Below are 24909 nucleotides of genomic sequence, written 5' to 3'. Positions count from 1 at the left end.
TTGCAAGAACAATACTTCCTAAAACAGTATATCAACACAATAGCTCAGTCCTAAGACTGAGCATGATCTATCTGTAGAAATTGTTTTGAAATGCAATCCAATACACTAACTACTAACCTATTGTTTTCATTTATTAATTGATGATTACCATGTTTAATGATACGAATTTGACTTTTCGGGAACTTATGTCTTATAAAATTAAGATTATATTTCCAATCTACCGTTTTATCTCGATCACCTTGAATGACCAAAAGACTATCTTCTAATTTTGGATAATTTATTATTTTTTCATTCCATGCAGACAAGGCCTTTATCCACTTTACTGAAATTTTATTATGCTGTAATGGATCACTTTTAACAAACCTTAAATATTCTGAATTGGATGAGTTTACTTTAAATACTCTTTGTAACTCCTTAACAAATGGGGACATAATACTTAAACCAATTTTTGATAGATTCCATGCATAGGAACGAATAAGTGGAGCTAACAAAATGACATGATGAAAAATTGAAGAAGATCTCAGCAAATATTCAACTGAAATTGCTGCACCTGTACTATGAGCAATTAAGTACTTTGGAAGTGTAGTATATGGTTTGATGTAAGTTTCACAGACTTCCGTAAAGACATCCGCATACTGATCAAAACTTTCAATAAATGCCCTTTTTCCACTAGATAGCCCGTGTCCTTGCAAATCATAACTAATCACATGGTAATTATTTTTTATTAAAAAATTAATTAAATTACTCATCGAACCTGTATGATCCAAATAACCATGAAGAACTAAAACAATCGCACGAGGGTTTGTAGGTTTAAATGATTGAATAAAGATTTTCTCTTCACAACAATTCACAAAACCATATCTATAATCAATGGTACCAATTTCTAGTCCATAATATTTAAGGTAGATATCAATGGGAGAATGTTGTTTAAATCTTCCAATCTCAAAAGGAATATTACTATCTATTATACTTCTGATAGAATGATGAATTTTACTCATAACAGATCCTTTCATACCTAATTCCAAAGAAAAATTTACTGAATAAGGAAACTACATCTTTATTCTCCGTTTCTCCCTATCATATCATTTATTAAGGGTCATGCTAAATTGAAACTTTTAGGAAATAGATTATAAAAACACCCTTTTCCTAAGAAAAGGGCTTGCATGCAAAGAGTATTCTTATAGACTATCTCCAAAATCAGCTCTGAACTTCGCTGCTAATTCCATCTGCTAATCTGTAATTAAATTATTTTTCATATCTATTATTCAATTAAATCAACTAATGGATGTACATTGTACCTATTTCAAATTGAAAACACAATCATCATTTTCTTTTACTCGCGGGCATAACTTCTTCAGGGATTGGACATTTATAAACCTCACCGTTTAATCGTTCTTTTAGTTCCTGTTTAGCTTTTTCTAATAGTTTTGGATTTTTTATTACTTCCAATGCGGTCCCCGCTAAAACTTTTCCTGCTTGAAGCATTCCTTTATGACCAATGGATGTAGAACCGATGGTCACAACTTGCCAGGTGTGTGCAGGTGTCCCCAATACCCAGCATGCAGTACCTACCTGGGCAGTCGGTACGATCCAACTGACATCCCCAACATCTGTCGAGCCTCCGAGGGGTGCATCAGCTATATCATCAGCGTACGGATAAATAATATCGCAAATTACTTTGTCCTTTAGATCGCTCGCTACTGCTTTCGGTAATTTGTTGATTTCATTAACCTTATCTTCTACAGCTAATGTGGCATGCAACTGTTCTGCAAAATGAATTTCTTCTTCATTATAAGTCGGAGTACCAATCTCACTAAACACTTCAGCCATTGTAGCATTCAGCGTTACATTAGGAACCAAATTAGAACAAGCTTTATCAAAAACAATTTCAACTTCCGTACCTGTCATAAGTGCGGCCCCTCTTGCGATATCGCAAATTCTTTCATAAATTCCCTGAACTTCAGGCGTTTTAGGAGCACGAATTAAATAAAGCACTTCCCCTTCTGCTTGAACGACATTTGGCGAAAACCCTCCTGTGTTCGTAATGGCGTAATGAACTCTTGCTTCGGAAATGATATGTTCACGTAAGTAGTTGACGCCCACGTTCATTAGCTCCACAGCATCAAGCGCGCTTCTGCCCAAATGTGGCTGAACAGCTGCATGTGCACTTTTCCCTTTAAATTTGTAATAAACTTGGTAGTTGGCTAGTGAATTCCCTGGCAAGATTGTATTTGTTGTCCACGGATGCCAGCATAAAGCAAAGTCAACCTCATTAAAACAACCGGCTCGTGCCATATACGCTTTACCTGAACCGCCTTCTTCTGCTGGGCAACCGTAATACTTGATTGTTCCTTGCAGTCCTTCCTGCTCCATCATATCTTTAAGAGCGACCGCAGCAGCAAGCGAACCTGTACCTAACAGGTTATGACCACAGCCATGTCCGTTCCCACCCAATTCAACTGGCTCTGCAACGGAAATACCTCCTTTTTGGCTTAGCCCGGAAAGCGCATCATATTCACCAAGAATGGCCACAACCGGATTCCCAGTTCCAAAGCTGCCAACAAAAGCGGTAGGGATTCCTGCAATATCTTTTTCGACCGAAAACCCTTCCGATTCAAGGGTTTGACAGATGAGCTCAGCGGAGCGAAACTCTTCAAAACGCGTTTCTGCAAATTCCCAAATTTGATTGCTAACGCTGACCCATTTATCTTTTTTTTGTTCAATAAGCTCTATAATTTTTTGAATGTCACTCACGCTACTTCACTTCCTATTTCTTGTTTCGTTGAATTTAATTTCAAGAAAAGACTCGCTATAATTGGGATGAAAAGGGATCCTATTAATAATGTGAAAGCCCCGTTATAGGAACCATTAAATAATGTAATTGTATATCCCATTAAAGTTGGTGCAATTGTACCAGCCATTTGCCCTCCAAAATACATAATACCAACTGTCGAACCCATTGAATTTTGCGGGAAATATTTCAACGGAATAGCAAGAACAACAGAAAGAAGTCCTACTCCAAAATAGGCAAAACAAAGGAATGTAAGCGCCAATGTTACTGTTGATGCATTCATTGTGAAGTACAGTGCGATAATTCCAATAACTGCACCTGTAATAATGATAAACTTTTCTTTTCCTGCAGCCAGTTTATCTAATGCCCATGAGCTGAGTATGATTCCGAGGAGAGAACATGCTACTGGAAGCATAGAAATAAACCCTGTTTTGACCAACTCGAGCCCACGAACGTTTACCCAATAAGAAGGTAACCATGAGTTTAGTCCCCAATTTACCATGCTCATCCCAAAATAAATCAACATCAGCAGCCAAGCCGTTGGATTTTTCAGAACATTTCTATAAGACACTTTTTGTGTTTGAGTAGTTCCCTTTTGCTGCGCTCTTTCCGGCAAGTACTTCCAAAGTAAAAGAAGAAAAACAAATCCGAGCGCCCCAAAAATGAAGAACATCGTATTCCAGCCTACACTTTCAATTAGTACAGCAGCTAGCAAGACGGAGATGATTGAACCAATTTGAGTAGAGGCTGATAACAATCCCTTTGCTCGCCCACGCTGTTCTTTAGGAAAATTTTCTGCCAAGGCTACAGAACTAGCCGACGGAAAACTTCCTTCTCCAAGTCCAAATAAAAAGCGAATAATAATCAATGAAATAAATGACCAAGCAAATCCAGTAAAAATCGTAAAGACGGACCAAACAAACAATGAAATAAGAATAACTTTTTTCGCTCCGTATTTATCAGTCAGCCATCCACCAATTAATTGCATAATTGCGTAAGCAAGGAAGAAGCTACTAATAACCATCCCACCTTGAGTAGGAGTTAGGCTGAATTCTTTGGAAATGGTAATGACTGCTACGCTCATAGAGTTTTTGTCTAGATAATTAACGACCCATGTTAAAAAAAGCAGCGTTAAAACAGTCGTTTTTGTTTTATTGTTGTATACGTTTTCTTGCATACAAGTTCCCCTTTCATTCTTTATTTATAAATATCTACTAAATGAGCCTTTTTATTTGGACCTTGTTTATGACATTGTTGTTTTCGCAGCAATAATCTATAACAGAAGTTTTATTTTTAGACTTATTTAGGACATTTCTTAAAATGAATTTTAGCAACTATTTTTTAAAATTGCAAGAAAATTCGGACCGGAAATCATTAGAAACGAATATTAAAGATGAATTCAATTGGTAATATACGGTGATAGTTAGTATAATAAAATGGCAAACTTACGATCGGGGAAGGACGAAATATTATGATTAAAATCGGTGTCATCACTGCTCCTCATTCTATCGAGGAGATCAAACAAATTGAACCACTTATCCAAGATCAATGTGAATTAAGCTTTATCCCTTATCGTCAACTGAGTGAGATTAAAGAGCTTTATAATAGTCATCACCTGTTTTATGATGGCATTCTTTTTAGTGGGGAGTTAGGCTATAAAATTTGGCAGCAAGAAGGTACGGTCTTTCAAACCCCAACGTACTACCTACATATTCCAGAAGGGGATTTTTATAAACGCTTATTTGCTATCAGCAATGCCAATAAACATTTAAATTTTTCTCGAGTATATATTGATTCCATTTCTAAAGAGAACAATTATATGGGGCTTAAAGAAGTATTAAAGAAAGACGAATTCCCCTTTTCAAATGAGATAGAATATTCGGAATCCATTTATGAAAAAACATTCCAACAGCATCTATCATTATGGCAACAGGGAAAGATTGATTTATCAATTACTCGTGTGAGCAATATTGTGGAGCTTCTGAATCAAGCTGGCATTCCAAACATTTTTATATTTCCTTCTAAGGCATCCATTTTAGAGCAAATCCAGCAAATCATTAATGAATTGCAAATTTCTAATTTATTAGAAAATCAATGGACAATCGGGATCATTACGATTGAAAACCAGGACAACATATCTGATTTGGATTTTAAACAAATCCTGCTTCATAAAGCACTTTTGGAATTCAATGAAAAAGAGAAACCATTATCTGTTATTCAGAAGAAGCATGCAAATTTTGAAGTGATTACGTCGTATGCTGAGCTCAAGAATTTAACGAATGAATTTACGGAGTGTTCCCTCCTTCGGTATTTGAATCAAACGCTCCCCTTTCATGTACATATAGGATGGGGAATTGGAACTACACTCTATGCGGCTAAAACATCGGCCCAAACGGCAAACAAGCAAGCTGAATCAAACAACTTTCCATGTTCTTATGTCATTACTGCCAACGAAGAAGTAATTGGTCCACTAGGAGAAGAGACTTGTCTTCACTTTACCAATACAGTTGACCCTCAATTAGAACAACTAAGTGAAACGTTAGGTATTTCTAGCCTTCGTATCCAAAAAATAATGGCTGTGATTTCTAAATTACAAACAAATGAACTGACGGCAGAAGATTTAGCTTATCATTTAGGGTTGACGTTACGTCAAGCCAACTGAATTTTAAATACCCTAGAGGAAAAAGGAGCTGCCCATATTTCATACAGAAAACAAGAAAAACTTAGAGGCCGTCCTAAAAAAGTTTATAAGCTAGACTTTGAAAAACTAATAGATTAACAGGTGAAAATGTCAAAGTTCTTTCCATCCAGAAATCAAGAAACCGAACTCCTCTACTCTATTTTTTAGAAAACCCTTATAATATCAAGGGTTTTTCTTATTTTGTTACTTTAGTGATTCTTTACCCATAATAAAAAGAGGCCGACCATGAAGTCGACCTCTCAGACACAGTTATGTATGTTAATACCTATAACGTAATATTTAACACACGGCAATAACTGTTTTTGTTGTTAAATAAGCAGCTAATTCTTTACTTTGTTGCTTTCTTTCACGTCGCATTCTTGCGCGTGCTTCGCCTGTTTCATGTAATTTCCTTTCTTCTTCTGTTTCAGGAATTACTTTCGGAACAGCGGTAGGACGGTGAAACTTATCAAGGGCAACGAATGTTAATAGTGCCGTTGCCGCTATTCTACACTCCCCGCTTTTTAAATCTTCCGCAATAACTTTCACGAAAATTTCCATCGAAGATACACCTGTCCATGACACATACGACTCAAAGCTTACTGAATCAGTTGGTCGAACAGGGTGTAAGAAGTCGACAGAATCGGTTGAAGCTGTGACACATTCCGTTCGGCTATGACGCGCGGCAGAAATAGAGGCTACTTGATCTATATCACTCATCATTCGACCACCAAACAAGGTGTTATGATTATTTACATCATTCGGAAAGATACGACTTGTTCTAATTACTCTTGATTCCTTACAATATTTCGCTGACATGAGGACATCTCCCTAAAAATAAGTTCTGGTACTAAAATATTTACATCACGTTTTACTATTTCACTTCTTAGCGGAACCCTTTTCTACTAAGAAAATACTAAAAAATATAATTTATTAAGCTTACCTATGGAATTGATTTTAAGAGTAAGTTCATCAAAAGAACAATACATAAAATGAATCGCTAGATATAAATAATTTGAATATCCCTTATATCTTCAGTGATAAGAGTAGAAAAGCACCGTTCTTTATTTTTTCAAATCCATTTTAACTCTACATAAAACGCAGTATCGCGATATATCGCGATACTGCGTTTTAAACATTATTTTCTCCAAAATCAAACTCTCTTACAAATTCTACAAATGCTTTAACCGTATTTAATTCTAAAGATTCCGCGCTATAATACATCCATGTTTCTCTTATAATAGGCAATCCATTCTCATCCGTTATATTTGCCTTATGAAGATTATCTATTCCATTTAAAATCATGGAAGGTAACACGGCATAGCCTAACCCGCTTATCACCATATCCTTCGCTATATCCACTTGATCTACTTCCATTTTTATTAAAGGCGGCTTATGAAATGTATTTCTCCACCAATTATCAATCGCGATTTTCAAAAGAATATCTGTCGTATAATCCACTCTTGGCAGGATTGGTAGATCTTTAAGTGTAAACGCTTCTTTGGAGGCTACACATAATGTTTCTTGAAATAATAAATCCTTTTCATCACTCCAATTATAATCCCCTCGGACAAAGCCGATATGTACCTCATGATTATAAATTAATTGAAAGATATCCTTGCTCAATCCTGTAGTAATCTGAAATTCAATATTAGGAAATATTTCTTGAAAACGTTTCAGAACAGCAGGCAGTTTGTATCTTGTAAAAACATTAGAACTAGCTATTCTTAAAGTACCCGTTACATTTTGGTTCATATTCATAATGTTTTCTTTGATATTTTTATGCAAAGATATTACTTTATCCGCATTTTTAGCCAAATACTCACCTTCAGGTGTGAATTGAATCCCATTTCTTCCCCTAACAACGATCTTAGTACCAAACTCTTTTTCTATTTGTTTGAGACGATTTGATAAAGCTGGCTGGGAAATAAACAATTTCTCCGCCGTTTTTGTGATATTTTTATATTCATTTAACACTTGTAACATAACCCAATCCCTATAATCCACTAATCTTTCTCCTTTGGAACAATCTGTATATGATATTACGTATCATCATAGTATAAAAAAACAAAGATAACAATCGAAACTGTGAAAATCTGAAATACAGTTATTGGATGATTGGAAAGTACGGAAAGTTATAGGGTATGCCAGACGTTAAATCCCATACACTTACTGAACTCTCAATTAAAATTATTTAAGGAATTCTACTGACACTTTCGTCCATACTCTAAGTTGAAGTCTCACCTCCAAAAGAAGCACCTCTTACCTTTGATAAATGATTGTTAATAGACTATCCAGAAAAGGATAAATTTAACGCTCTAATTCAAGTAATTTTCATCTTCTAATTTGAATTCCACCACGGTGATTTCTCTTTTTTAAATTGATTTTTTTAAAATGTTTTTTTTGAATAATTTCAATAGGATAAAAGACTCATTTTCACAAAAATTAATCCACGATAATTCTATTCAATCATCCCAACCTAAAAAAACTGTCAACCCCCTGCTATATCAACATTTTCAGCAGATTAAAAAAGCGATAGTTATAGTCAAAACTCTACTAAAATCTTATTCATTCTGCGTGTACGTCATTTGATATGAATACTAGAAAACGATATAGTTAAAAAGTAAACACACGATTTAGCCCTTTAAAAAACTCTATATTTGATGTTGTTTTTCCCCTTTTTGGCTACATCCTCTTCATAAAAGAATCAAAGTCAAACGAGCAAACATCTCACTTTTAATTCCCAATTTTTTATGACATTTAGAATTAAAGTAGGTGGGATAAGAATCTAAAGAGCAAGTAAGTGAATGATTGAACAATATCCGCTTTATCATTTTTGAGGAGGCTTATATTCCTGAAAAATGTTTGCTCTACTATATCAGTTTTTCAGAAGAAAATTTAAGAACGAGGTGTTTAAATGAATCCATTTGTAGAAGTAAGAAACGTATCAAAAATTTTTGGTAAGTCTCCAAAAGCGGCACTGGAGCTTTTAGAACAAGGTCGTTCTAAGAAAGAAATTTTGAAAGAAACAGGACAAACAGTTGGTGTCAATAAAGTGGACTTCAACATCTACCCTGGAGAAATCTTTGTAATTATGGGGTTGTCTGGGAGCGGGAAATCAACGTTAATTCGGATGTTTAACAGACTGATCGCCCCTACGGTTGGTGAAATTTTAATTGACAATGAAGATATTGTAAAAATGGGTCCCGCTCGCCTAAGGGAAGTAAGACAAAAGAAAATAAGCATGGTGTTTCAAAACTTTGCTCTTTTTCCCCATAAAACAATTTTAGAAAATACCGAATTTGGACTTGAAATCCAAAAGACCTTTGTTGAAGAACGGCGTGAAAAGGCAATGAGCGCATTAGCTGTCGTTGGACTAAAAGGTTATGAGAATCAATTTCCATCCCAATTGAGCGGTGGTATGCAGCAAAGGGTAGGACTCGCCCGTGCACTTGCTAGCGACACGGATATCCTGTTAATGGACGAAGCGTTTAGTGCACTTGATCCACTGATTCGTAAAGATATGCAGGATGAATTACTAGAAATTCAGGAAAATTTCAAGAAAACAATTATTTTCATCACCCATGATTTAGATGAGGCACTGCGCATCGGTGATCGAATTGCTTTGATGAAGGATGGCAGTATTATTCAACTTGGAACACCGGAACAAATTATGATGAAGCCCGCAAACGAGTTTGTTGAGAAATTCGTTGAAGATGTCGATTTATCTAAAATATTAACGGCATCACACGTAATGAAACGACCAGAGAAAATCGGTGCAGACCGTGGTCCGAGGGTTGCGCTCGAAATTATGCGGAAACAAGGATATTCCAGTATATTTGTGGTGGACCGTAAGCAAAAGCTATTAGGGGCACTGACAGCTGAACAAGCACGTCTGGCCATTGATCAAAACCAATCTATTTCTGAAGTGATGACAACCGATATCCCAACTGTCGCAGAGGACGCGCTGCTTGTCGATCTTATGGATGCTATCGCAACCTCAAATCTGCCAATATCGGTTATAGATGAAGAGAAAAGAATCAAAGGAATTGTTATTCGCGGAGCCGTAATTGGTGCTTTAGCAGGGAATAAAGATTCTTTAAACGATTTGGAGAGTGAGTGATTAAATGAATATATCAAAAATTCCATTAGGAAATTGGGTAGATTCTTTCGTTGACTGGATTACCGTTGCATTTGCTGGATTATTTTCATTTTTTACAAATGTAATCGATGGGCTATTAAATTTTATTGTTGAAGTATTGAGTGTAGGACCTCCCATTCTACTAATCATTGTTTTAGCCCTGTTAGTTACCTATACTAGCAGATGGCCATTAGGCATCTTTACATTGCTTAGTTTACTATTGATTGATAATCTTGGTTATTGGGAATCAACTATTCAAACGCTTGCTATTGTTTTAGTATCCGGATTTTTTACGATACTAATCGGGATTCCAATTGGGATTTGGTGTGCTCAAAGCAAAACCGTACAAAAAATCGTTACCCCTATTTTAGATTTTATGCAAACAATGCCCGCATTTGTTTATTTAATTCCCTCCATTTTATTTTTCGGAATTGGTGTCGTGCCTGGGATTGTTGCTTCGTTTATTTTCGCGATTGCGCCAACAATTCGTATGACTAATCTTGGAATTCAAGAAGTGCCTAAAGAACTCATTGAAGCGTCAGACGCATTCGGTTCAACGGCTAGCCAAAAATTATTCAAAGTCCAATTGCCATTGGCCACTCCAACGATTTTGGCAGGGATAAACCAAAGTATCATGCTTGCTCTTTCTATGGTTGTTACGGCTTCATTAGTTGGCGCACCAGGACTTGGAGCAGATGTTTACCGAGCTGTCAGTCAAATTAACGTGGGACAAGGCTTTGAAGCTGGATTGTCGATTGTAATTATCGCAATCATCCTCGACCGTATTACGCAAAATATACGCAAGCCAGCGTACGAGCATCTTATTAGCCGGAAAATTATCCTTTCGATTGCAGCTGCGCTTATAGTAGTTTCTGCACTAGTTTTAGTGTTTGCAAAAGAAAATACAGTAAAAGAGAATGCTACTGGGATTGGAGCCCAAACCGATTATGAAGTTATTGGGATTGAACCTGGAGCAGGACTCATGAAGCAGGCTAATAAAGCCTTAAAAGATTACGAGTTAACTAATTGGACACTTGTTGAAGGTTCATCGGCAGCGATGGTTGCTGAATTGAAGAAAGCCTATGAAAATAAAGAACCAATTGTTGTAACAGGATGGTCACCCCATTGGATGTTCTCTTCGTTTGATTTAAAATATCTCGATGACCCGAATAATACCTTTGGTGGAGCTGAAGATATTAATACAATCGTCCGAAAAGGACTTGAAGAAGATGCTCCTGGTGCTTACACTATCCTTGATCAATTCTTCTGGAAACCAAGTGATATGGAAGATGTAATGGTTGACATTGCTAACGGAGTGGATCCAGCTAAAGCTGCTGAAAAATGGATTCAAGCAAATCCGGACAAAACAGCTAAATGGACAAAAGGAGCTCAAGCAGGAAATGGTGAAAGTATCAATCTTGTGTATGTTGCCTGGGATACTGAAATAGCTAGTACCAATGTTATTGGTAAAGTTCTTGAGCAGCACGGCTACAACGTGACTCTGAGTCAAGTTGAGGTTGGCCCAATGTTTGCAGGTATTGCCAATGGCAGTGCTGATGCAATGGTAGGTGCATGGCTGCCAAGTACACATCTTGATTATTATAATACCTATAAAAATGATTTCATTGATCTTGGACCAAATCTTACGGGAACGAAGAATGGACTAGTAGTACCTGAGTATATGGATATTGATTCAATTGAAGACTTGAAATGAATGCTCCCCCACTTAAGCCTGTCGGCTTTGAAGATGGGGGTTTCTGCCGTATCGATGTATTTAATTAAAGATTCTAAGTAAACCTGAACGATTAACGAGCAGTGGGGCTGTCACATCGGCGGTCTATTCACACCCAGCCCCTCTTTCCCATTGGTCTTGCCGTTGGGATTTCTTATTTTTAAGCAATAATGCTTTTTGGATTCCAAACACGAACGGCTTCGATATTGAAATCATCTGTTTCATTTAATTTCAGATACGTTTTCTTTAATATATTGGCACTGCCGTTTACGTCTGCATTGACTAAAAATCCATGTTTTGTTTTGTACAAACCTCGTTTAATACGTTTTCCGTTAAAGTGGTGTTTTCCATTTGAACCTTTTTCATAGGTAGGAATAAAGTCACCATCTACAAAACTTGCTTTCGAGGTGTAGGACTCTTCCACAACCAATACTTTAATACCATGCTGTTCTGCTTTGTATTTGATCATCTCAATAAACATACTGTGTGGAATATGAGCAAAAGATTGATTGTTTCGTTTTCCCATATTCATCTCTTTTTTCCAATCTTTGTTTTGACCGATCACAATGACATCTACTTTTTCCTGTAAAGCTAATACTTCAATATGATAACTTGCTTTGTGGAAGTAATCTTTAATCATTAAAAAACGTTTTTCATGAAGTTTTTCTAAACGTTTACTTGTAAATTGCCCTTCTTTTGGATTCATTCCTTGACGAAGAATCCCTAAATAGTGAGCTTTTTCTTTATTGTAGTATTGATTAATCGATTTAACAGGTGTGCCTTTGATAATAAGGGGTTCCATTCCTGTATTGGTTGTAATCGCCGCTAAGTTATCAATCCCCATATCAATCGACATCAACTTTTCGGTCTTTTTTGTGATTTCTACTTCATTTTTGGTTTTCATCACAAGTTCAATAACGTAATGACCATAACGAGGAATAATTCGAACTTCTTGAAGTTTTCCATCTAAGCAACCTAATTTTCCAATATTTAATCGTTCCTTTGTTTTAGGGAATTTTAAATATTTCCCTTCCTTAATCACACAATCTTGATTGGTGATTTTTACTTCTTTCTCCTTGGCACGACAATAACCAGGAATTCTTGGCTTACCTTTGTACTTTTCAGGATGTACTTTATAATCTTTATTTGATTCAAAAAATGATTTCCAATTATCAAATACTTGTTTCATCGCAGATTGACTGGATTGCACGGGTAATGATCGATAATCATGTTGATTCATGAGTTTAAATAGCGAATCAAGAAAATTGTAATCTACATGCGGATGTTCTTTGCATGGTTTTTCAAATAAATTGCATTTAACTTCTTTTTGCTTTTCCTTTGCCATTTCTTTCACTACATTTTTTTCATAGGCTAAAAGTTGGTTATTATTCATAGCCTCGAAATATTGATTAATATTCCCCAACACTTCTTCTTGCAATGGTTGCAACTTTTTGTCCTGCGTTAAAGACGTATACACTTGACGAATATAAAAATTGGTCGTATTTTGCATATTCTTTGAATTCTGACACATCATTTGACAATAACCAAACATACGATGACCATTTTTAATTAGAATTTGCTGTGTTCGATGCTCCATATTTTCACCTCCAAAAATGAGTAATCCCCCTTTTATTTTACCATATTAAGGGAATATAAACCAAACCCATCATACAAATGAAAAAATCTGTTTTTATTCTTTTTTGCCAAAAGTACTACCACCTACTCGCTACCACTCCTTGAGGTGGTGGTACTTTTGGCTCGTTGAATAAAAAAACGAGGCTGCCCAAAACTTTAGGTAGCCTCGTTTTTCCACATAGACAATCACAATAAAAACAACGCACGAAAACCTATTCTTGTCGAGATGTCGCGAAATCTTCGTGTGAGCATTCCCTATAATAATATGGATATTCCGGAAACAAACTCCTGATTTTCGTAGCTGCTTTACAAATAGACCTTACCATCCTCTACCTGCTCCACCGCCGCCAGAGGAACCGCCGCCACCTCCGCGTGAACCACCGTCTCCACCACCTCTGCCACCTCCACGGGACAAAATGGACAGGATGATTGAAGTAAGCGTTCCTCCAAAAAACTTAAAATCAATAAACACAGAAGCTACAATAAAAAGAATGATTAACCACGTGGGTATTCCTATCCCTTCTTCTTCAGTTGCTTGCTTCTCTGTAGTTTGTTGACCACCTTCTACGCCATATTCAGTCGCCACTTCTTGTGCCAATACTTCGTACGTTTCAATCACAGCTTTGTTTGGCTCATTATCATTCAAATAGGGAATCGCATGTTCGTCCAAAATCCTTCCTATCTTTCCATCTGGAAGTCGACCTTCTAACCCATATCCCACTTCAATTTGAACTTTGTGATCATCCATAGCAAGAACGAGTAAAACGCCATTGTCTTCCACTTCACTACCAATTCCATATTGCCTGAAAGCTTCATTCGCATATTCTGCAATCGGTGTGCCTTCAGTTGTTTCAACAGTAAGAACAGACACTTGTGCCGTTGTTTGATTTTCAAGACTGCGCCCTATACTTTTTAGTTGATTTTCTTCATTTTCTGTTAAAATATCGGCAAAATCTTGTACGTAAATGTCACCAACTGAATTTGGAATATCAGTATCCTTTGCAAATACTTGACCTGCTAAAACAAAAGAAGCGAGTAACACCAAAAGAAAATGCGGAACCCGCTTTCTAATCATTGACCATTGCCTCCAAAGTCAACATTAGGAGCTTTAGTTGCATTAGGATCCGCTTTAAAATATTCTTTTTCATCAAATCCAGCTATTCTTGCTACAATTGCTCCTGGCATTCTTTTTACCTTTTTGTTATAGACTGCAACTTGTTCATTGTAATCTTTGCGAGCTACGGCAATTCGATTTTCCGTGCCTGCAAGTTCATCCATTAATTGAGTAAACTGCTGATCGGCTTTTAAGTTAGGATAGTTCTCAACAACTACAAGCAAGCGACTTAACGCACCTGATAATTGTTCATTAGCTGTTGCTTGTTCTGCAGGAGTTTTTGCCCCAGCTAATTTGGCCCGTGCATCTGAGACTGATGCAATCACTTCTTTTTCATGTGAAGCATATCCCTTTACTGTATTCACAAGGTTTGGTATTAAATCAAGTCTTCGTTGCAGCTGATTTTCAATTTGTGCATAGGACTGATTCACATCCTCCTCCTTATTGACAAAGCCATTATAGCTACTCATCAACAAGATGACAAAAACGACTATAACTGCGAGAATAGCAATTATTGTACCTAACAACCCTTTTTTCAACACAACCACTCCCATATATATAAATTTTTATCTTAATTGTATTTATGTGGATAATGTATAAATAAGTATACAATCTACATTGTTGGTATACAAATGAACTATGAATGCGAGCATGTCTAGAGAAACAAAAAGTTTAAACACTTAAATTTACTGATTACGTATCTTCGCTTTACCAAACCCGTTGGAATATATCAATCACTGCAAAGAGGAAAAACGTACATATTATTCCCTCTTATAAACCATACAAAAAAGACAGAGAGCGACTAACACTCTCTGTCTTTTACTATCATTCACTTAAACTAAAATCACCCACAAAATCATACTCACCACAATTGTCACAAGGCCTTGCATTAACGTAGCCATCGTCTGTGCTTTATAAGCATCGGTCACTTTCATTCCACTAAATTGAGTAACTACCCAGAAGAAACTATCATTCACATGGCTCACTGTCATCGCACCTGCCCCAACAGCCATAACGACTAACGCTAAAGGTACAGCTCCTTCTATGCCAAGCGTTGGTAACATTGGGGCAATAAGTGAAGATGTAATAACAAGAGCTGCAGTTGATGAACCTTGTGCTGTCTTTAAAGCAGCGGCAATAAGGAAAGGAACAAGTAAGAATAAAGCACCACTAAACATATCCCCAAGATTCCAGCCTTGAATCATTTCAGCAATCCCTGTGTTCTTGATGACTGTACCAAAAGCACCGCCAGCTCCTGTAATTAATAAAATTGGGGCTGCATCTAACAATGCTTCACCAATCCAGTTTGTTAATGTTTCTTCATCATATTTTGGCAATAATGTAAGTGCCGCAACTACACCAGCAAGTAAAGCAATAACAGGCTGGCCTAAGAAATTAAGAAACGCTGCTGCATTTCCTTCTATTCCAGCAACAGATACAATGGATCCTGCTCCGATTAATACGATTGGTAACACAATTGGTAAAAACGCTTGAAACGTAGATGGCATTTTTCCAAATGAACGAACGATTTCCTCATAATCTAGTTCCTCACCATCATCTTCAACCTCGATTTTACTTGCCACTTTTGTTGCCCATAAATAACCGACAACAACCGCAGGAATAGCTGTAATTAATCCAATTAAAATAATTGTACCTAAGAAACCATCTGCTCCAATATTTCCAGCCGCTGCAATTGGACCTGGCGTTGGCGGCACAAGGGTATGTGTTGCATATAATCCAGTTGCCAACGCCACAGACATCGAAGCAAGAGCCACTTTCGCCCGCTTAGCCAATGCTTTTCGTAAGCTGTTCAAAATAACAAAACCAGAATCACAAAATACAGGAATCGAAACAATATAACCGATTAAACTCATCGCAAACTGCGGTCTTTTCGGCCCAACAATACGTAAAACCACTTCAGCCATACGTAGAGCCGCTCCAGCCTTTTCCAATATGGTCCCGATAATTGTTCCGAAGACGATAACAAGACCAATACCACCCATTAAGCCACCAAAACCACTATTTATATTTTCTACGATTTTAGCGAGAGGCATGCCAGAAGCAAATCCAACAAATAATGTACCTAATAATAATGATAAAAACGGATGCACTTTAAACTTTGTAGTAGCCACAACAATTAATAAAACACCAATAAGTAAGACAACAAATAACATACCTTTCTCCCCCCTATTTCTTCAATAATGCTAAGTACGTACGCATCACTTGCTCTGCGGTATCTTCTAGCAATACCGCTCCTCTTGTAATCGCCTCCTGCAGCGTCATAGGAGCGTTTACAATACTATGAACGCTAGTAATGCCATGTTCGTATAATACGTCAATGTCTTTACCAATCGAACCAGCAAGAACAAATACAGGAATTCCCTTCTTCTTTGCTTCCTCTGCAACACCCATCGGCGTCTTTCCAGAAGCTGTTTGAAAATCTATTTGTCCTTCCCCAGTAAAGGCACAATCCGCATTCGTTAATTTGTCGGCCAAACCCGTATATTCAATAACGATGTCGATTCCCCTTTTTGTTTTGGAAGGAAAAAAAGCTTGGAAAGCTCCACCGATTCCACCCGCTGCACCAGCACCTGGTTTATCATGTAAGCGAATGCCTGTTTTCTTTTCTACTAAATCTGCCCAATGTGATAAATTCTGGTCTAGTATTTCTACCATTTGAGGAGTAGCACCTTTTTGCGGCCCAAATACATACGAGGCCCCCTCCCTGCCAAGCAATGGATTTTGCACATCTGATGCAATTAAAAATTCACAACCAGCAATCCGAGAGTCAAAATCTTGATCATCGATTTGAACAATGCGAGAAAGCTCACCGCCACCGTAGCCAACGGACTCCCCGTCTGAATCCAACAACTGCATACCTAACGCTTGCAACATGCCGACACCGCCATCATTGGTAGCGCTTCCACCAATCGCTAAGATAAATTTCCGGCAGCCGTCATCTAATGCTTTTTTGATTAATTGTCCTGTACCAAATGTTGTAGTCAACAATGGATTCCGCTTAGTAGCATCGATGAGACATAAACCGGAAGCACTAGCCATTTCAATAACACAAGTTTGTCCATCTCCTAGAACTCCATAGGCTGCCTGAACGGAATCAAGCAGAGGTCCTTTCACAGACACTTCAATCGTTCGTCCATTAGTAGCAGCTACTAAACTATCCATTGTCCCCTCTCCGCCATCAGCAACAGGCACTAAAATGGTTTTTATGCTCTGTGATACCTTTTTTACCCCTCTTTCAATTGCCTGTGCGGCTTCTACTGCCGTCAAACTCCCTTTGAATGAGTCGGGCGCAATAACAATTTTCATATTATGTACCACCTTACTAAATTCTTAATCTTCAATAGATTAAACAATATTTTATGAACCTTATATAAGACTGTATAAAAAGCAAGCACATTGTTATACAACAACTCTCTTGTCTATTATTATAATATTCATAATTATTTTATTCATCGTACTGCACAAACAAAAAATAGTATGACTTTTCGCAGTTTTTTGTCTATAATAAACAAAAATTATAAACAAACAAGGATGACCTACATGTTAACACAAGAAATAGCAAAAGAAATTGTTGCTCAAACAATGATACGATTAAATAGAAATATCAATATAATGGATGAACAAGGAACCATTATTGCCTCTGGAAATGTAAAGCGAATTAATCAAGCTCATTTTGGAGCTAAAGAAGTTCTTCGAACGGGTAAACCTCTCATTATTTTGAAAGATGATTTACAGCAATGGGATGGAGCCCTTCCAGGCATTAATCTCCCTATTCAATTCCAAAACGACATTATCGGTGTCATCGGAATTACCGGAAACCCAGAAGAGATTATGGAGTTTGGAGAGTTAGTCAAAATGATTACCGAAATGATGATTCAACAATCCTTCCTCACCGAACAGATTGAATGGAAACAACGATTAATTGAATTAGTATTTGAAGACTTGCTTACAGATTTATCACAATATGAATCAATTAAACAAAGACTAAATCTAATTGGAGTAACATTAGAAGCACCCTATCAAGTAGGTGTAATAGAATTAGGATCCCACCATTTAAAAAAGAATGAGCTGCTTCAAATATTTAGAGATTCTTTCAATAAACAACAAACGCTTATCGGTTTTTTAAATGTAAATCGGTTATTTGTTCTTACCTCCCATCTACCTGAGGAGCGGTTAAAACAAAAAATGCTAAACGTTATAAACCTCTTAAAGTCGAAAGGTATATCACTGCGGGTGGGAACAGGCTCTACCGTATTTGTCCAAGCTCATATTCGTCACTCTTTTGAAGAAGCTTTAAGCGCTTTAAAATTCGGTAATCTCGAACAAACTTTTATTACTTATAATGAAATTGAAACGAAAGCCCTTTTAGATCAACTAGATGAACGAGCTAAACAGCAATTTTCTAAAAGAATTTTAAGCAACTTACCAGACAAACTAATTGATACGTTAGAACATTTTTTTGCTTGCAACCTAAATATAGGAGAATGCGCAAAGGAAATGTACATTCACCGTAATTCTCTTATCTATAGAATTAAAAAGGTAAAAGAAAAAACTGGATACGATCCACAAAATATACACGATGCTATGACATTACAGCTTGCGATTTGGATTTTACAGATGCTGCCTAAGGAATAAGTCAATTAAAATACTTATCTACAATTCAAGAACTTTATAATTTCCTAAACGATAAAAAAGGAGTAGTTAGCTCTCTAAGTGAACTAACTACTCCTTTTTTGTTTCTTGCCTTTAACAACAGCTACTAGCACCTAATAAAACTAATCCTGCCCCCTCTTCATTTTCTTCTTTATCTAATGTTAATTCATCCGTTCCTGCAATTTGTGAATCGAACGCTACTTTAATTCCGTTGATTATTTCAATTGTATCTGTTTCTATTGGTGCATCTAAAGAAATCGCAAATTGCGGCCCGCAACAGCCAGCAACAGAAGTTAGCCGAATTCCTTCTGCGCCCTTTTCATTTAAAAAATTTTCTAACAAGTGTTTAGCTCCATCTGTAATTTTCATTTATGTCTCCTCCTTAAATGAACTATCAAATTGTTATTCCCTACTTAATATAATCTTTTAGCTTGTCATAGCCAACTTTTTCTTCATGTAGCCAAGGAATAAGTGCACATTTCTCTGCCTTATTATCCTTTACTTCTTGAATCCATTCCTTTTCTGCTATCGCTTTACCTTTTAAAATAGGATCGTTCGTATTAGTGGCAGATAAACTTTGGTTAATGACCCACCACTGCGGATTAATACTAGCCCGTCTTAGATCGTCCTGTAATCTAGATGCCTCTAAAACAGGTGTTGCTTCCGCAAGTGTAACAATAACTACTGCTGTTTCTTTTGGATTTCGAATTTGAGGCAGTAATTTTTTTGCACTTTCTGATACTTCACCTGTTGACCTTTCAATTTCCTTACTATAAGACTCGGATGCATCTAATAATAGTAATGTATGTCCTGTCGGTGCTGTATCAATGACGACAATTTCATTTTCAGATTTAGCCACTACTTCAGCAAATGCTTGAAAAACAGCAATTTCTTCTGTACATGGTGATTCTAAATCCTCTTTTAAGTAAGCAAGACCAGCTTCATCTAAATTTTCACTTGATTTAGCTAGGACTTCAGCTTTATATTTTTCGACTTCTACTTTTGGATTAATGCTGCTAATTGTTAAATTTTGATTTAGATGATTACTTTGGAATTGATAGTCTAGGTGAGCAGCAGGATCGGTTGTTGTTAAATGGACTCGATGCCCTTTTTCAACTAGACCCACTGCAATAGCAGATGCAACGGTTGTTTTTCCTACGCCACCTTTCCCCATTGTGAAAATCAGCTTGGTTCTGTTATCTAAAAAATCATCAATAACCTCTTTTAATCCTGGAAGATTCATTGATTGATTTTCCAGGGTTAAATCAGGTATCGGAACTGCATCGTATAGCTTAAACAGATTTCGGAGATTTTCCACACCTGTTAAAGAATAAGAAACATACGGTAACGAGTATATGGTAGTCTCTTTTAGATTTTCTGGCATTTGCTTTAATGCATCGCGTTGTCTATGATAAAAAGCCGATGATACTTCATCCTCTTCATTGTGATGTTGAAGAAGACCATTTATAATGAGCATTTGATTTTTGATTCCAATCTCTTTAAGCTCCTTTGAAGCACGGTCTGCTTCCAAAATGGCTGAAACATCTGGTCGTGTTACGAGTATTAAAGTCGTTTTAGTTAAATCAGCAAGAGCAGCTACCGCGCTTGAATAAAGCTTTTTTTTATCCACTAACCCAGATAAAGGACCTAAACATGATGCACCGTGCGTACTTTCCTCTAAAAATCCATTCCAAGCCGTTGGAAGCTGTAAAAGTCGTAATGTATGCCCTGTTGGGGCAGTATCAAAGATAATATGGTCGTAAAGATTTCCGATTTCCCTATTTGTAAGAAAACCTGTAAATTCATCAAATGCAGCAATCTCGACTGTACACGCACCTGATAACTGCTCTTCCATTGTAGCGACTACTGCTTCTGGAAATATATCTCGATATGGACCAATAACACTCTCCCGATAGGCTTTTGCTGATGCTTCAGGATCTATATTACTCACATATAAATTGGCAACCGTCGGAACTGCTCTCGGTGTGCTAGTTAACTCGATGCCAAATACATCTTGTAGATTGGAGGCAGGATCTGTACTAATTAACAGCACTTTTTTTCCACTGTCGGCTAATGCGACTGCTGTTGCACAAGCTGTTGATGTTTTTCCTACGCCACCTTTTCCTGTTAAAAATAAAAATTGCGTCTGAACGTGATTTGGACTGAATGATGGATACATGCCTCTTCCTTCTTTCCAAATATTTATAGTTGATTTAAATTAATAGAAAGTCCAGATTTTGGTTTTTCATTTAACTCTTCAGCTTTTACTTCAAACCATTCTGCAAATTCTTCATTGGCTGGGTAACTTCCTACTTTGACAACTTGGTCATTAACTAAAACAACGGGTAAGGCATCGGGACCTTTTTCCATAAGAATACGATGTATTTCCTTGTTTTTTGCAAATTTATCAGGGTCATTTGTTAATTGGTATCGTGTAATATTAAAGCCTTTTTTCTCTAATGAATAAACAGCAGATGCTACTCTCGTTAACTCTGAATCCACACTAGGACCGCATACTCCAGTGGAACAACACATTGCAGGATCAAAAATCTCAACTTTATTCATGCTACAACCTCCAATATATTATTAAATAAGCATTTGCTTATTTTTATCTTTAAGAAATAACCAAGAGAATAAACTCTTGGTTATTTGATTGTATTATTCTCCTGTTTCGCTAAAACGTTTAATTCTGTCACCAATTTCATCACGAACACGCTGGAAGAACGCCCATTTTTCTTCGTCTGTTCCTTCCGCTTTTGCTGGATCATCAAATCCCCAGTGTTCACGTTTAACATGTGGTGGTGTCATTGGACATTTATCAGCTGCGTCTCCGCATAATGTAACGACTAAATCCGCACTATTTAAAATTTCAGGATCAATAATGTCAGAAGTTTGATTGGAAATATCCATACCCGCTTCATTCATTGCTTTTACTGCATTTGGATTCAATCCATGTGCCTCAATACCTGCGCTGCGAACTTCCCACTCTTCACCTAAATATTTTTTTGCCCATCCTTCTGCCATTTGGCTTCTGCAAGAATTTCCTGTACATAAGAAGTAAATTGATTTTTTAGACATGACGTATTTCTCCTTTTAGTTCATTAATAATGATACGTATAGACCTAATAACGTAATAAATAGAATTGGGATTGTTAACACAATACCTGTTTTAAAATAGGTTCCCCATGAGATTTTAACCCCTTTTTGAGATAAAACATGGAGCCACACTAAGGTTGCCAATGATCCAATTGGTGTAATTTTCGGACCTAAGTCAGACCCAATGACATTGGCATAAATAAGAGCTTCTCGAATCGTGCCAGAAGTATTGGTTTCGGCAATAGCTAATGCATCAATCATTACGGTCGGCATATTATTCATCAAGGATGATAAGAAAGCTGCAATAAAGCCCATTCCTATGGTGGCAACAAATAAACCTTGTTCAGCCGTTGCTTGGATGACACTCGCTAACGAATGAGTGAGCCATGCATTCCCTAACCCATATACGACAACGTACATGCCAATTGAGAAAAATACGACACTCCACGGTGCTCCTTTAACAACGGCTTTCGTATTAACGACGTTACTTCTTCTTGCCATCAATAGAAAGAAAATGGCTATTATTCCTGCAACAATCGAAACAGGAATTTTAATGAATTCACTAGCAAAGTAACCAACCAGTAAGATCCCAAGAACATACCATGAAAGACGAAACATTTTTTGGTCCTTAATCGCATCTACTGGGTTCTTTAATTTAGATAAATCATACGTTTGTGGAATGCTTTTTCTAAAATAAATCAATAATACCGTGATGGTTGCAATCAATGAAAAAAGATTCGGAATAATCATTCTCGAAGCATATTCTACGAATCCAATGTCAAAGAAATCGGCAGATACAATGTTAACCAAGTTACTCACGACGAATGGTAATGAAGTGGTATCCGCAATAAACCCACTCGCCATAATAAAGGGAAAGATCATCTTTTCTTTGAAATTCAAATTACGAACCATTGCTAATACGATTGGTGTCAATATTAAGGCAGCCCCATCATTAGCAAATAGTGCAGCGACAATTGCCCCTAAAATGCTCACATAAATGAACATTTTGATTCCATTGCCTTTAGCCGCCCTTGCCATATGTAATGCAGCCCATTCAAATAACCCAATCTCATCCAATATTAATGAAATGAGGATAATCGCTACAAACGATAATGTGGCATTCCATGTAATTCCTATTACCTCTACAACATCATTTAATCCAACTACTCCTACTAAGAGAGCTAAGATTGCTCCACCGCAGGCAGACCAGCCGATGTTCAAACCTTTAGGCTGCCATATGACGAAGATGAGTGTCACTAAAAAAATGCCAGATGCTAATATTGCAGTTATCAATGTACAAACCTCCATTAGTCACAAGAGATGCGTAATCCCTGTTCTTCTAGTTCTTGTAGTTTAAAATCTTGACTTGGAAGATGTTGAAGCAAACTGTCAACTAAAGGATAATAGTCGTTATCTTTATTGAGTGAATAAATAATCCATTGTCCTCTTCTTGTTTCTTGTACCAATCCAGCATCTTTCAACTTTCGAACATGTTGACTAATAGCAGGCTGACTCATTTTAAAAATTTGAACAAATTCACAAACACAATAATCATGTGTCTCTAACATTTTCATCATAGCTAGTCTTGTTTTATCACCTAATAGCTTTAAAATCGTTGCAGCTTTTTCGATTTCAACTGTTAATTCTTGCATGCAAACATCTCCTCCTCCCATTCAAATATTAATATATAACAATGTACTTATATATTCAACAACAAGTATAACTTTATTGTTTGCATCATACTACTAGTTATAACATTGCTTAAGTGCCAAATACAAAAAGCAGCGAACAGTGTCTATCACCGCTCGCTGCTTTTTGTATTTCTACTATTATCATGTTCAATAACTACATAATTGTTTTTGTTGTTAAATATGCCGCTAACTCTTTACTTTTTTGTTTTCTTTCACGTCGCATTTTTGCTCGTTCTTCGCCTGTTTCATGCAATTTCTTTTCTTCCTCTGTTTCGGGAATCACTTTTGGAACAGCGGTAGGACGTTGATTCTTATCAAGGGCAACGAATGTTAATAGAGCTGTTGCCGCTATTTTGCACTCTCCGCTTTTTAAATCCTCCGCAATAACCTTCACGAAAATCTCCATCGAAGATACGCCTGTCCATGAAACATACGATTCAAAACTCACTGAATCGGTCGGTCGAACTGGATGCAAGAAGTCGACAGAATCTGTTGAGGCCGTCACACATTCCGTTCGGCTATGACGCGCGGCAGAAATAGAAGCTACTTGGTCTATATCACTCATCATTCGACCGCCAAACAAGGTGTTATGATTATTTACATCATTTGGAAAAATTCGACTCATTCTAATTACTCGTGATTCTTTGCAGTATTTTGCTTTCATAAGAAGGGCCCCCTTAACAGTAAATTCTTCAAACTGAGTGTCTACATGATGTTCAGGTATTCTCTTTAGGCTAAATCTACTCTTTCTTAAGCTCTATTAACTGTATTTGAGTAGATTCGAAATGAATATGCATCGTTCACTACTATAGAGTTCTATATTACATCCTATTATATTGCTTTTTTCACCAAAAAACATTCGTCCAATCCTCATTATTTCATATTCAATCAGGTTCTTCTGGCTAAATCCGATAAAGATTGCCCTTAAATCTTTTCATGCTCCAGTAAATGACGAATATGATTTTTTAAATAAAACGCTTCAGGTAATTCCAATGGAGACTGTAGGATAGAAGAATCGCGATAAGATCGATAAGAGACACTAGGGTTACCTGCTATATGTATATCCAATTGTAAAATATGAGAGCCCTTCATTTCTACATAATAGTGAACGCCCTCTTTTTCTAAGCGGTAAAACGAAAACTTCAGTCCTAATAACTCCTTTGTCTCTTGTGCTGTCTCAACATGATTAGCAATATAATCCGCTATTTGCTGAACAGTTACGACATTCGTTGCCATAATCGTTGTCACTTTGTCTTTTACATACTCAACAGCCTGATTAATTTTCGTTTGTGCTTTTTGCGCCAAATGACTCAATAAATTATTCATTGTAACTCTCCTTTGTTTTTGCGTTTAAG

22 protein-coding genes are annotated in these 24909 nt (G+C 36.8%); 4 read left to right on the top strand and 18 right to left on the bottom strand.

Annotated features, from left to right (window positions below):
• Window positions 1-50 precede the first annotated feature (50 nt).
• From BAOM_RS08655 to BAOM_RS08645, 3 genes are all read right to left on the bottom strand, one after another.
• Window positions 51-998 carry an alpha/beta fold hydrolase gene (locus tag BAOM_RS08655; RefSeq protein ID WP_164853166.1) on the bottom strand — a complete coding sequence of 316 codons (948 nt, stop codon included), beginning with the start codon at window positions 996-998 and terminating at the stop codon, window positions 51-53.
• A gap of 325 nt (window positions 999-1323) precedes the next feature.
• Complete coding sequence (locus BAOM_RS08650; RefSeq protein WP_127759925.1) at window positions 1324-2754, bottom strand: M20 family metallopeptidase; 1431 nt, start codon at window positions 2752-2754, stop codon at window positions 1324-1326.
• Entirely contained in the window at window positions 2751-3968 is a 1218-nt protein-coding gene (locus BAOM_RS08645) for an MFS transporter (protein ID WP_127759924.1), read from the bottom strand. The genes BAOM_RS08650 and BAOM_RS08645 overlap by 4 nt, the downstream gene beginning before the upstream one ends.
• A gap of 294 nt (window positions 3969-4262) precedes the next feature.
• Here BAOM_RS08645 and BAOM_RS08640 point away from each other — a divergent pair, with 294 nt between their 5' ends.
• Window positions 4263-5453: a transcriptional regulator gene (locus BAOM_RS08640; protein WP_127759923.1), complete on the top strand. Its 1191-nt coding sequence runs from the start codon at window positions 4263-4265 to the stop codon at window positions 5451-5453.
• A gap of 318 nt (window positions 5454-5771) precedes the next feature.
• Here BAOM_RS08640 and BAOM_RS08635 read toward each other — a convergent pair whose 3' ends face one another.
• Window positions 5772-6290, bottom strand: coding sequence for an acyl-CoA thioesterase (locus BAOM_RS08635; RefSeq protein ID WP_127759922.1), 519 nt, complete (start codon window positions 6288-6290; stop codon window positions 5772-5774).
• Between the two features lie 312 nt (window positions 6291-6602).
• Window positions 6603-7457: a LysR family transcriptional regulator gene (locus BAOM_RS08630; RefSeq protein ID WP_306821301.1), complete on the bottom strand. Its 855-nt coding sequence runs from the start codon at window positions 7455-7457 to the stop codon at window positions 6603-6605.
• Between the two features lie 931 nt (window positions 7458-8388).
• Here BAOM_RS08630 and BAOM_RS08625 point away from each other — a divergent pair.
• Window positions 8389-9594 carry a quaternary amine ABC transporter ATP-binding protein gene (locus tag BAOM_RS08625; protein ID WP_127759920.1) on the top strand — a complete coding sequence of 402 codons (1206 nt, stop codon included), beginning with the start codon at window positions 8389-8391 and terminating at the stop codon, window positions 9592-9594.
• Window positions 9595-9598: 4 nt separating this feature from the next.
• Window positions 9599-11326 (top strand): glycine betaine ABC transporter substrate-binding protein, encoded by a 1728-nt coding sequence (locus BAOM_RS25345; RefSeq protein ID WP_127759919.1) that lies wholly within the window; start codon window positions 9599-9601, stop codon window positions 11324-11326.
• Window positions 11327-11504: 178 nt separating this feature from the next.
• Here BAOM_RS25345 and BAOM_RS08615 read toward each other — a convergent pair whose 3' ends face one another.
• From BAOM_RS08615 to BAOM_RS08595, 5 genes are all read right to left on the bottom strand, one after another.
• Window positions 11505-12941, bottom strand: a complete 1437-nt coding sequence (locus BAOM_RS08615) for an RNA-guided endonuclease InsQ/TnpB family protein (RefSeq protein WP_127759918.1) — start codon at window positions 12939-12941, stop codon at window positions 11505-11507.
• A 357-nt stretch (window positions 12942-13298) separates the two neighbouring features.
• Window positions 13299-14054 (bottom strand): TPM domain-containing protein, encoded by a 756-nt coding sequence (locus BAOM_RS08610; RefSeq protein WP_127759917.1) that lies wholly within the window; start codon window positions 14052-14054, stop codon window positions 13299-13301.
• Window positions 14051-14632, bottom strand: coding sequence for a LemA family protein (locus BAOM_RS08605; RefSeq protein WP_127759916.1), 582 nt, complete (start codon window positions 14630-14632; stop codon window positions 14051-14053). The genes BAOM_RS08610 and BAOM_RS08605 overlap by 4 nt, the downstream gene beginning before the upstream one ends.
• Before the next feature lie 294 nt (window positions 14633-14926).
• Complete coding sequence (locus BAOM_RS08600; RefSeq protein WP_127759915.1) at window positions 14927-16267, bottom strand: GntP family permease; 1341 nt, start codon at window positions 16265-16267, stop codon at window positions 14927-14929.
• Window positions 16268-16280: 13 nt separating this feature from the next.
• Window positions 16281-17420 carry a glycerate kinase gene (locus BAOM_RS08595; RefSeq protein WP_127759914.1) on the bottom strand — a complete coding sequence of 380 codons (1140 nt, stop codon included), beginning with the start codon at window positions 17418-17420 and terminating at the stop codon, window positions 16281-16283.
• Between the two features lie 234 nt (window positions 17421-17654).
• On the opposite strand from BAOM_RS08595, the gene BAOM_RS08590 reads away from it, so the two are divergent.
• On the top strand, window positions 17655-18749 hold the full coding sequence (locus BAOM_RS08590) for a CdaR family transcriptional regulator (protein WP_164853165.1): 1095 nt from the start codon (window positions 17655-17657) through the stop codon (window positions 18747-18749).
• A gap of 111 nt (window positions 18750-18860) precedes the next feature.
• Here the strand turns inward: BAOM_RS08590 and BAOM_RS08585 are convergent, their stop codons facing one another.
• From BAOM_RS08585 to BAOM_RS08550, 8 genes are all read right to left on the bottom strand, one after another.
• Window positions 18861-19136, bottom strand: a complete 276-nt coding sequence (locus BAOM_RS08585) for an adhesin (protein WP_127759912.1) — start codon at window positions 19134-19136, stop codon at window positions 18861-18863.
• 40 nt (window positions 19137-19176) lie between these two features.
• Window positions 19177-20946: an arsenical pump-driving ATPase gene (gene arsA, locus BAOM_RS08580; RefSeq protein ID WP_127759911.1), complete on the bottom strand. Its 1770-nt coding sequence runs from the start codon at window positions 20944-20946 to the stop codon at window positions 19177-19179.
• Window positions 20947-20969: 23 nt separating this feature from the next.
• On the bottom strand, window positions 20970-21332 hold the full coding sequence (gene arsD / locus BAOM_RS08575; protein ID WP_127759910.1) for an arsenite efflux transporter metallochaperone ArsD: 363 nt from the start codon (window positions 21330-21332) through the stop codon (window positions 20970-20972).
• Between the two features lie 93 nt (window positions 21333-21425).
• Complete coding sequence (gene arsC, locus BAOM_RS08570) at window positions 21426-21845, bottom strand: arsenate reductase (thioredoxin) (RefSeq protein WP_127759909.1); 420 nt, start codon at window positions 21843-21845, stop codon at window positions 21426-21428.
• Between the two features lie 15 nt (window positions 21846-21860).
• Window positions 21861-23156 (bottom strand): arsenic transporter, encoded by a 1296-nt coding sequence (locus tag BAOM_RS08565; RefSeq protein ID WP_127759908.1) that lies wholly within the window; start codon window positions 23154-23156, stop codon window positions 21861-21863.
• A 14-nt stretch (window positions 23157-23170) separates the two neighbouring features.
• A complete protein-coding gene (locus BAOM_RS08560; RefSeq protein WP_127759907.1) occupies window positions 23171-23515 on the bottom strand; it encodes an ArsR/SmtB family transcription factor in 345 nt (114 codons plus the stop codon).
• A gap of 193 nt (window positions 23516-23708) precedes the next feature.
• Window positions 23709-24218, bottom strand: a complete 510-nt coding sequence (locus BAOM_RS08555) for an acyl-CoA thioesterase (RefSeq protein ID WP_127759906.1) — start codon at window positions 24216-24218, stop codon at window positions 23709-23711.
• A gap of 260 nt (window positions 24219-24478) precedes the next feature.
• The gene (locus BAOM_RS08550) at window positions 24479-24880 is read right to left on the bottom strand and encodes a hypothetical protein (RefSeq protein ID WP_127759905.1); all 402 of its coding nucleotides are present in this window, start codon (window positions 24878-24880) and stop codon (window positions 24479-24481) included.
• Window positions 24881-24909: the final 29 nt, after the last annotated feature.

Origin of the sequence: Peribacillus asahii, from assembly GCF_004006295.1 — a bacterium.
Classification (GTDB): Bacteria; Bacillota; Bacilli; order Bacillales; family DSM-1321; genus Peribacillus; species Peribacillus asahii_A.
This window is presented reverse-complemented; position numbering and strand designations above follow the sequence as displayed.

Bases quoted from the DNA above. Each gene is read 5' to 3' on its own strand.
- BAOM_RS08655 (WP_164853166.1), bottom strand. From the start codon at position 998: ATGAGTAAAATTCATCATTCTATCAGAAGTATAATAGATAGTAATATT.
- BAOM_RS08645 (WP_127759924.1), bottom strand. From the start codon at position 3,968: ATGCAAGAAAACGTATACAACAATAAAACAAAAACGACTGTTTTAACG.
- BAOM_RS08640 (WP_127759923.1), top strand. From the start codon at position 4,263: ATGATTAAAATCGGTGTCATCACTGCTCCTCATTCTATCGAGGAGATC.
- BAOM_RS08635 (WP_127759922.1), bottom strand. From the start codon at position 6,290: ATGTCAGCGAAATATTGTAAGGAATCAAGAGTAATTAGAACAAGTCGT.
- BAOM_RS08630 (WP_306821301.1), bottom strand. From the start codon at position 7,457: ATGTTACAAGTGTTAAATGAATATAAAAATATCACAAAAACGGCGGAG.
- BAOM_RS08625 (WP_127759920.1), top strand. From the start codon at position 8,389: ATGAATCCATTTGTAGAAGTAAGAAACGTATCAAAAATTTTTGGTAAG.
- BAOM_RS25345 (WP_127759919.1), top strand. From the start codon at position 9,599: ATGAATATATCAAAAATTCCATTAGGAAATTGGGTAGATTCTTTCGTT.
- BAOM_RS08615 (WP_127759918.1), bottom strand. From the start codon at position 12,941: ATGGAGCATCGAACACAGCAAATTCTAATTAAAAATGGTCATCGTATG.
- BAOM_RS08610 (WP_127759917.1), bottom strand. From the start codon at position 14,054: ATGATTAGAAAGCGGGTTCCGCATTTTCTTTTGGTGTTACTCGCTTCT.
- BAOM_RS08600 (WP_127759915.1), bottom strand. From the start codon at position 16,267: ATGTTATTTGTTGTCTTACTTATTGGTGTTTTATTAATTGTTGTGGCT.
- BAOM_RS08595 (WP_127759914.1), bottom strand. From the start codon at position 17,420: ATGAAAATTGTTATTGCGCCCGACTCATTCAAAGGGAGTTTGACGGCA.
- BAOM_RS08590 (WP_164853165.1), top strand. From the start codon at position 17,655: ATGTTAACACAAGAAATAGCAAAAGAAATTGTTGCTCAAACAATGATA.
- BAOM_RS08585 (WP_127759912.1), bottom strand. From the start codon at position 19,136: ATGAAAATTACAGATGGAGCTAAACACTTGTTAGAAAATTTTTTAAAT.
- arsA (WP_127759911.1), bottom strand. From the start codon at position 20,946: ATGTATCCATCATTCAGTCCAAATCACGTTCAGACGCAATTTTTATTT.
- arsD (WP_127759910.1), bottom strand. From the start codon at position 21,332: ATGAATAAAGTTGAGATTTTTGATCCTGCAATGTGTTGTTCCACTGGA.
- arsC (WP_127759909.1), bottom strand. From the start codon at position 21,845: ATGTCTAAAAAATCAATTTACTTCTTATGTACAGGAAATTCTTGCAGA.
- BAOM_RS08560 (WP_127759907.1), bottom strand. From the start codon at position 23,515: ATGCAAGAATTAACAGTTGAAATCGAAAAAGCTGCAACGATTTTAAAG.
- BAOM_RS08555 (WP_127759906.1), bottom strand. From the start codon at position 24,218: ATGAAAGCAAAATACTGCAAAGAATCACGAGTAATTAGAATGAGTCGA.
- BAOM_RS08550 (WP_127759905.1), bottom strand. From the start codon at position 24,880: ATGAATAATTTATTGAGTCATTTGGCGCAAAAAGCACAAACGAAAATT.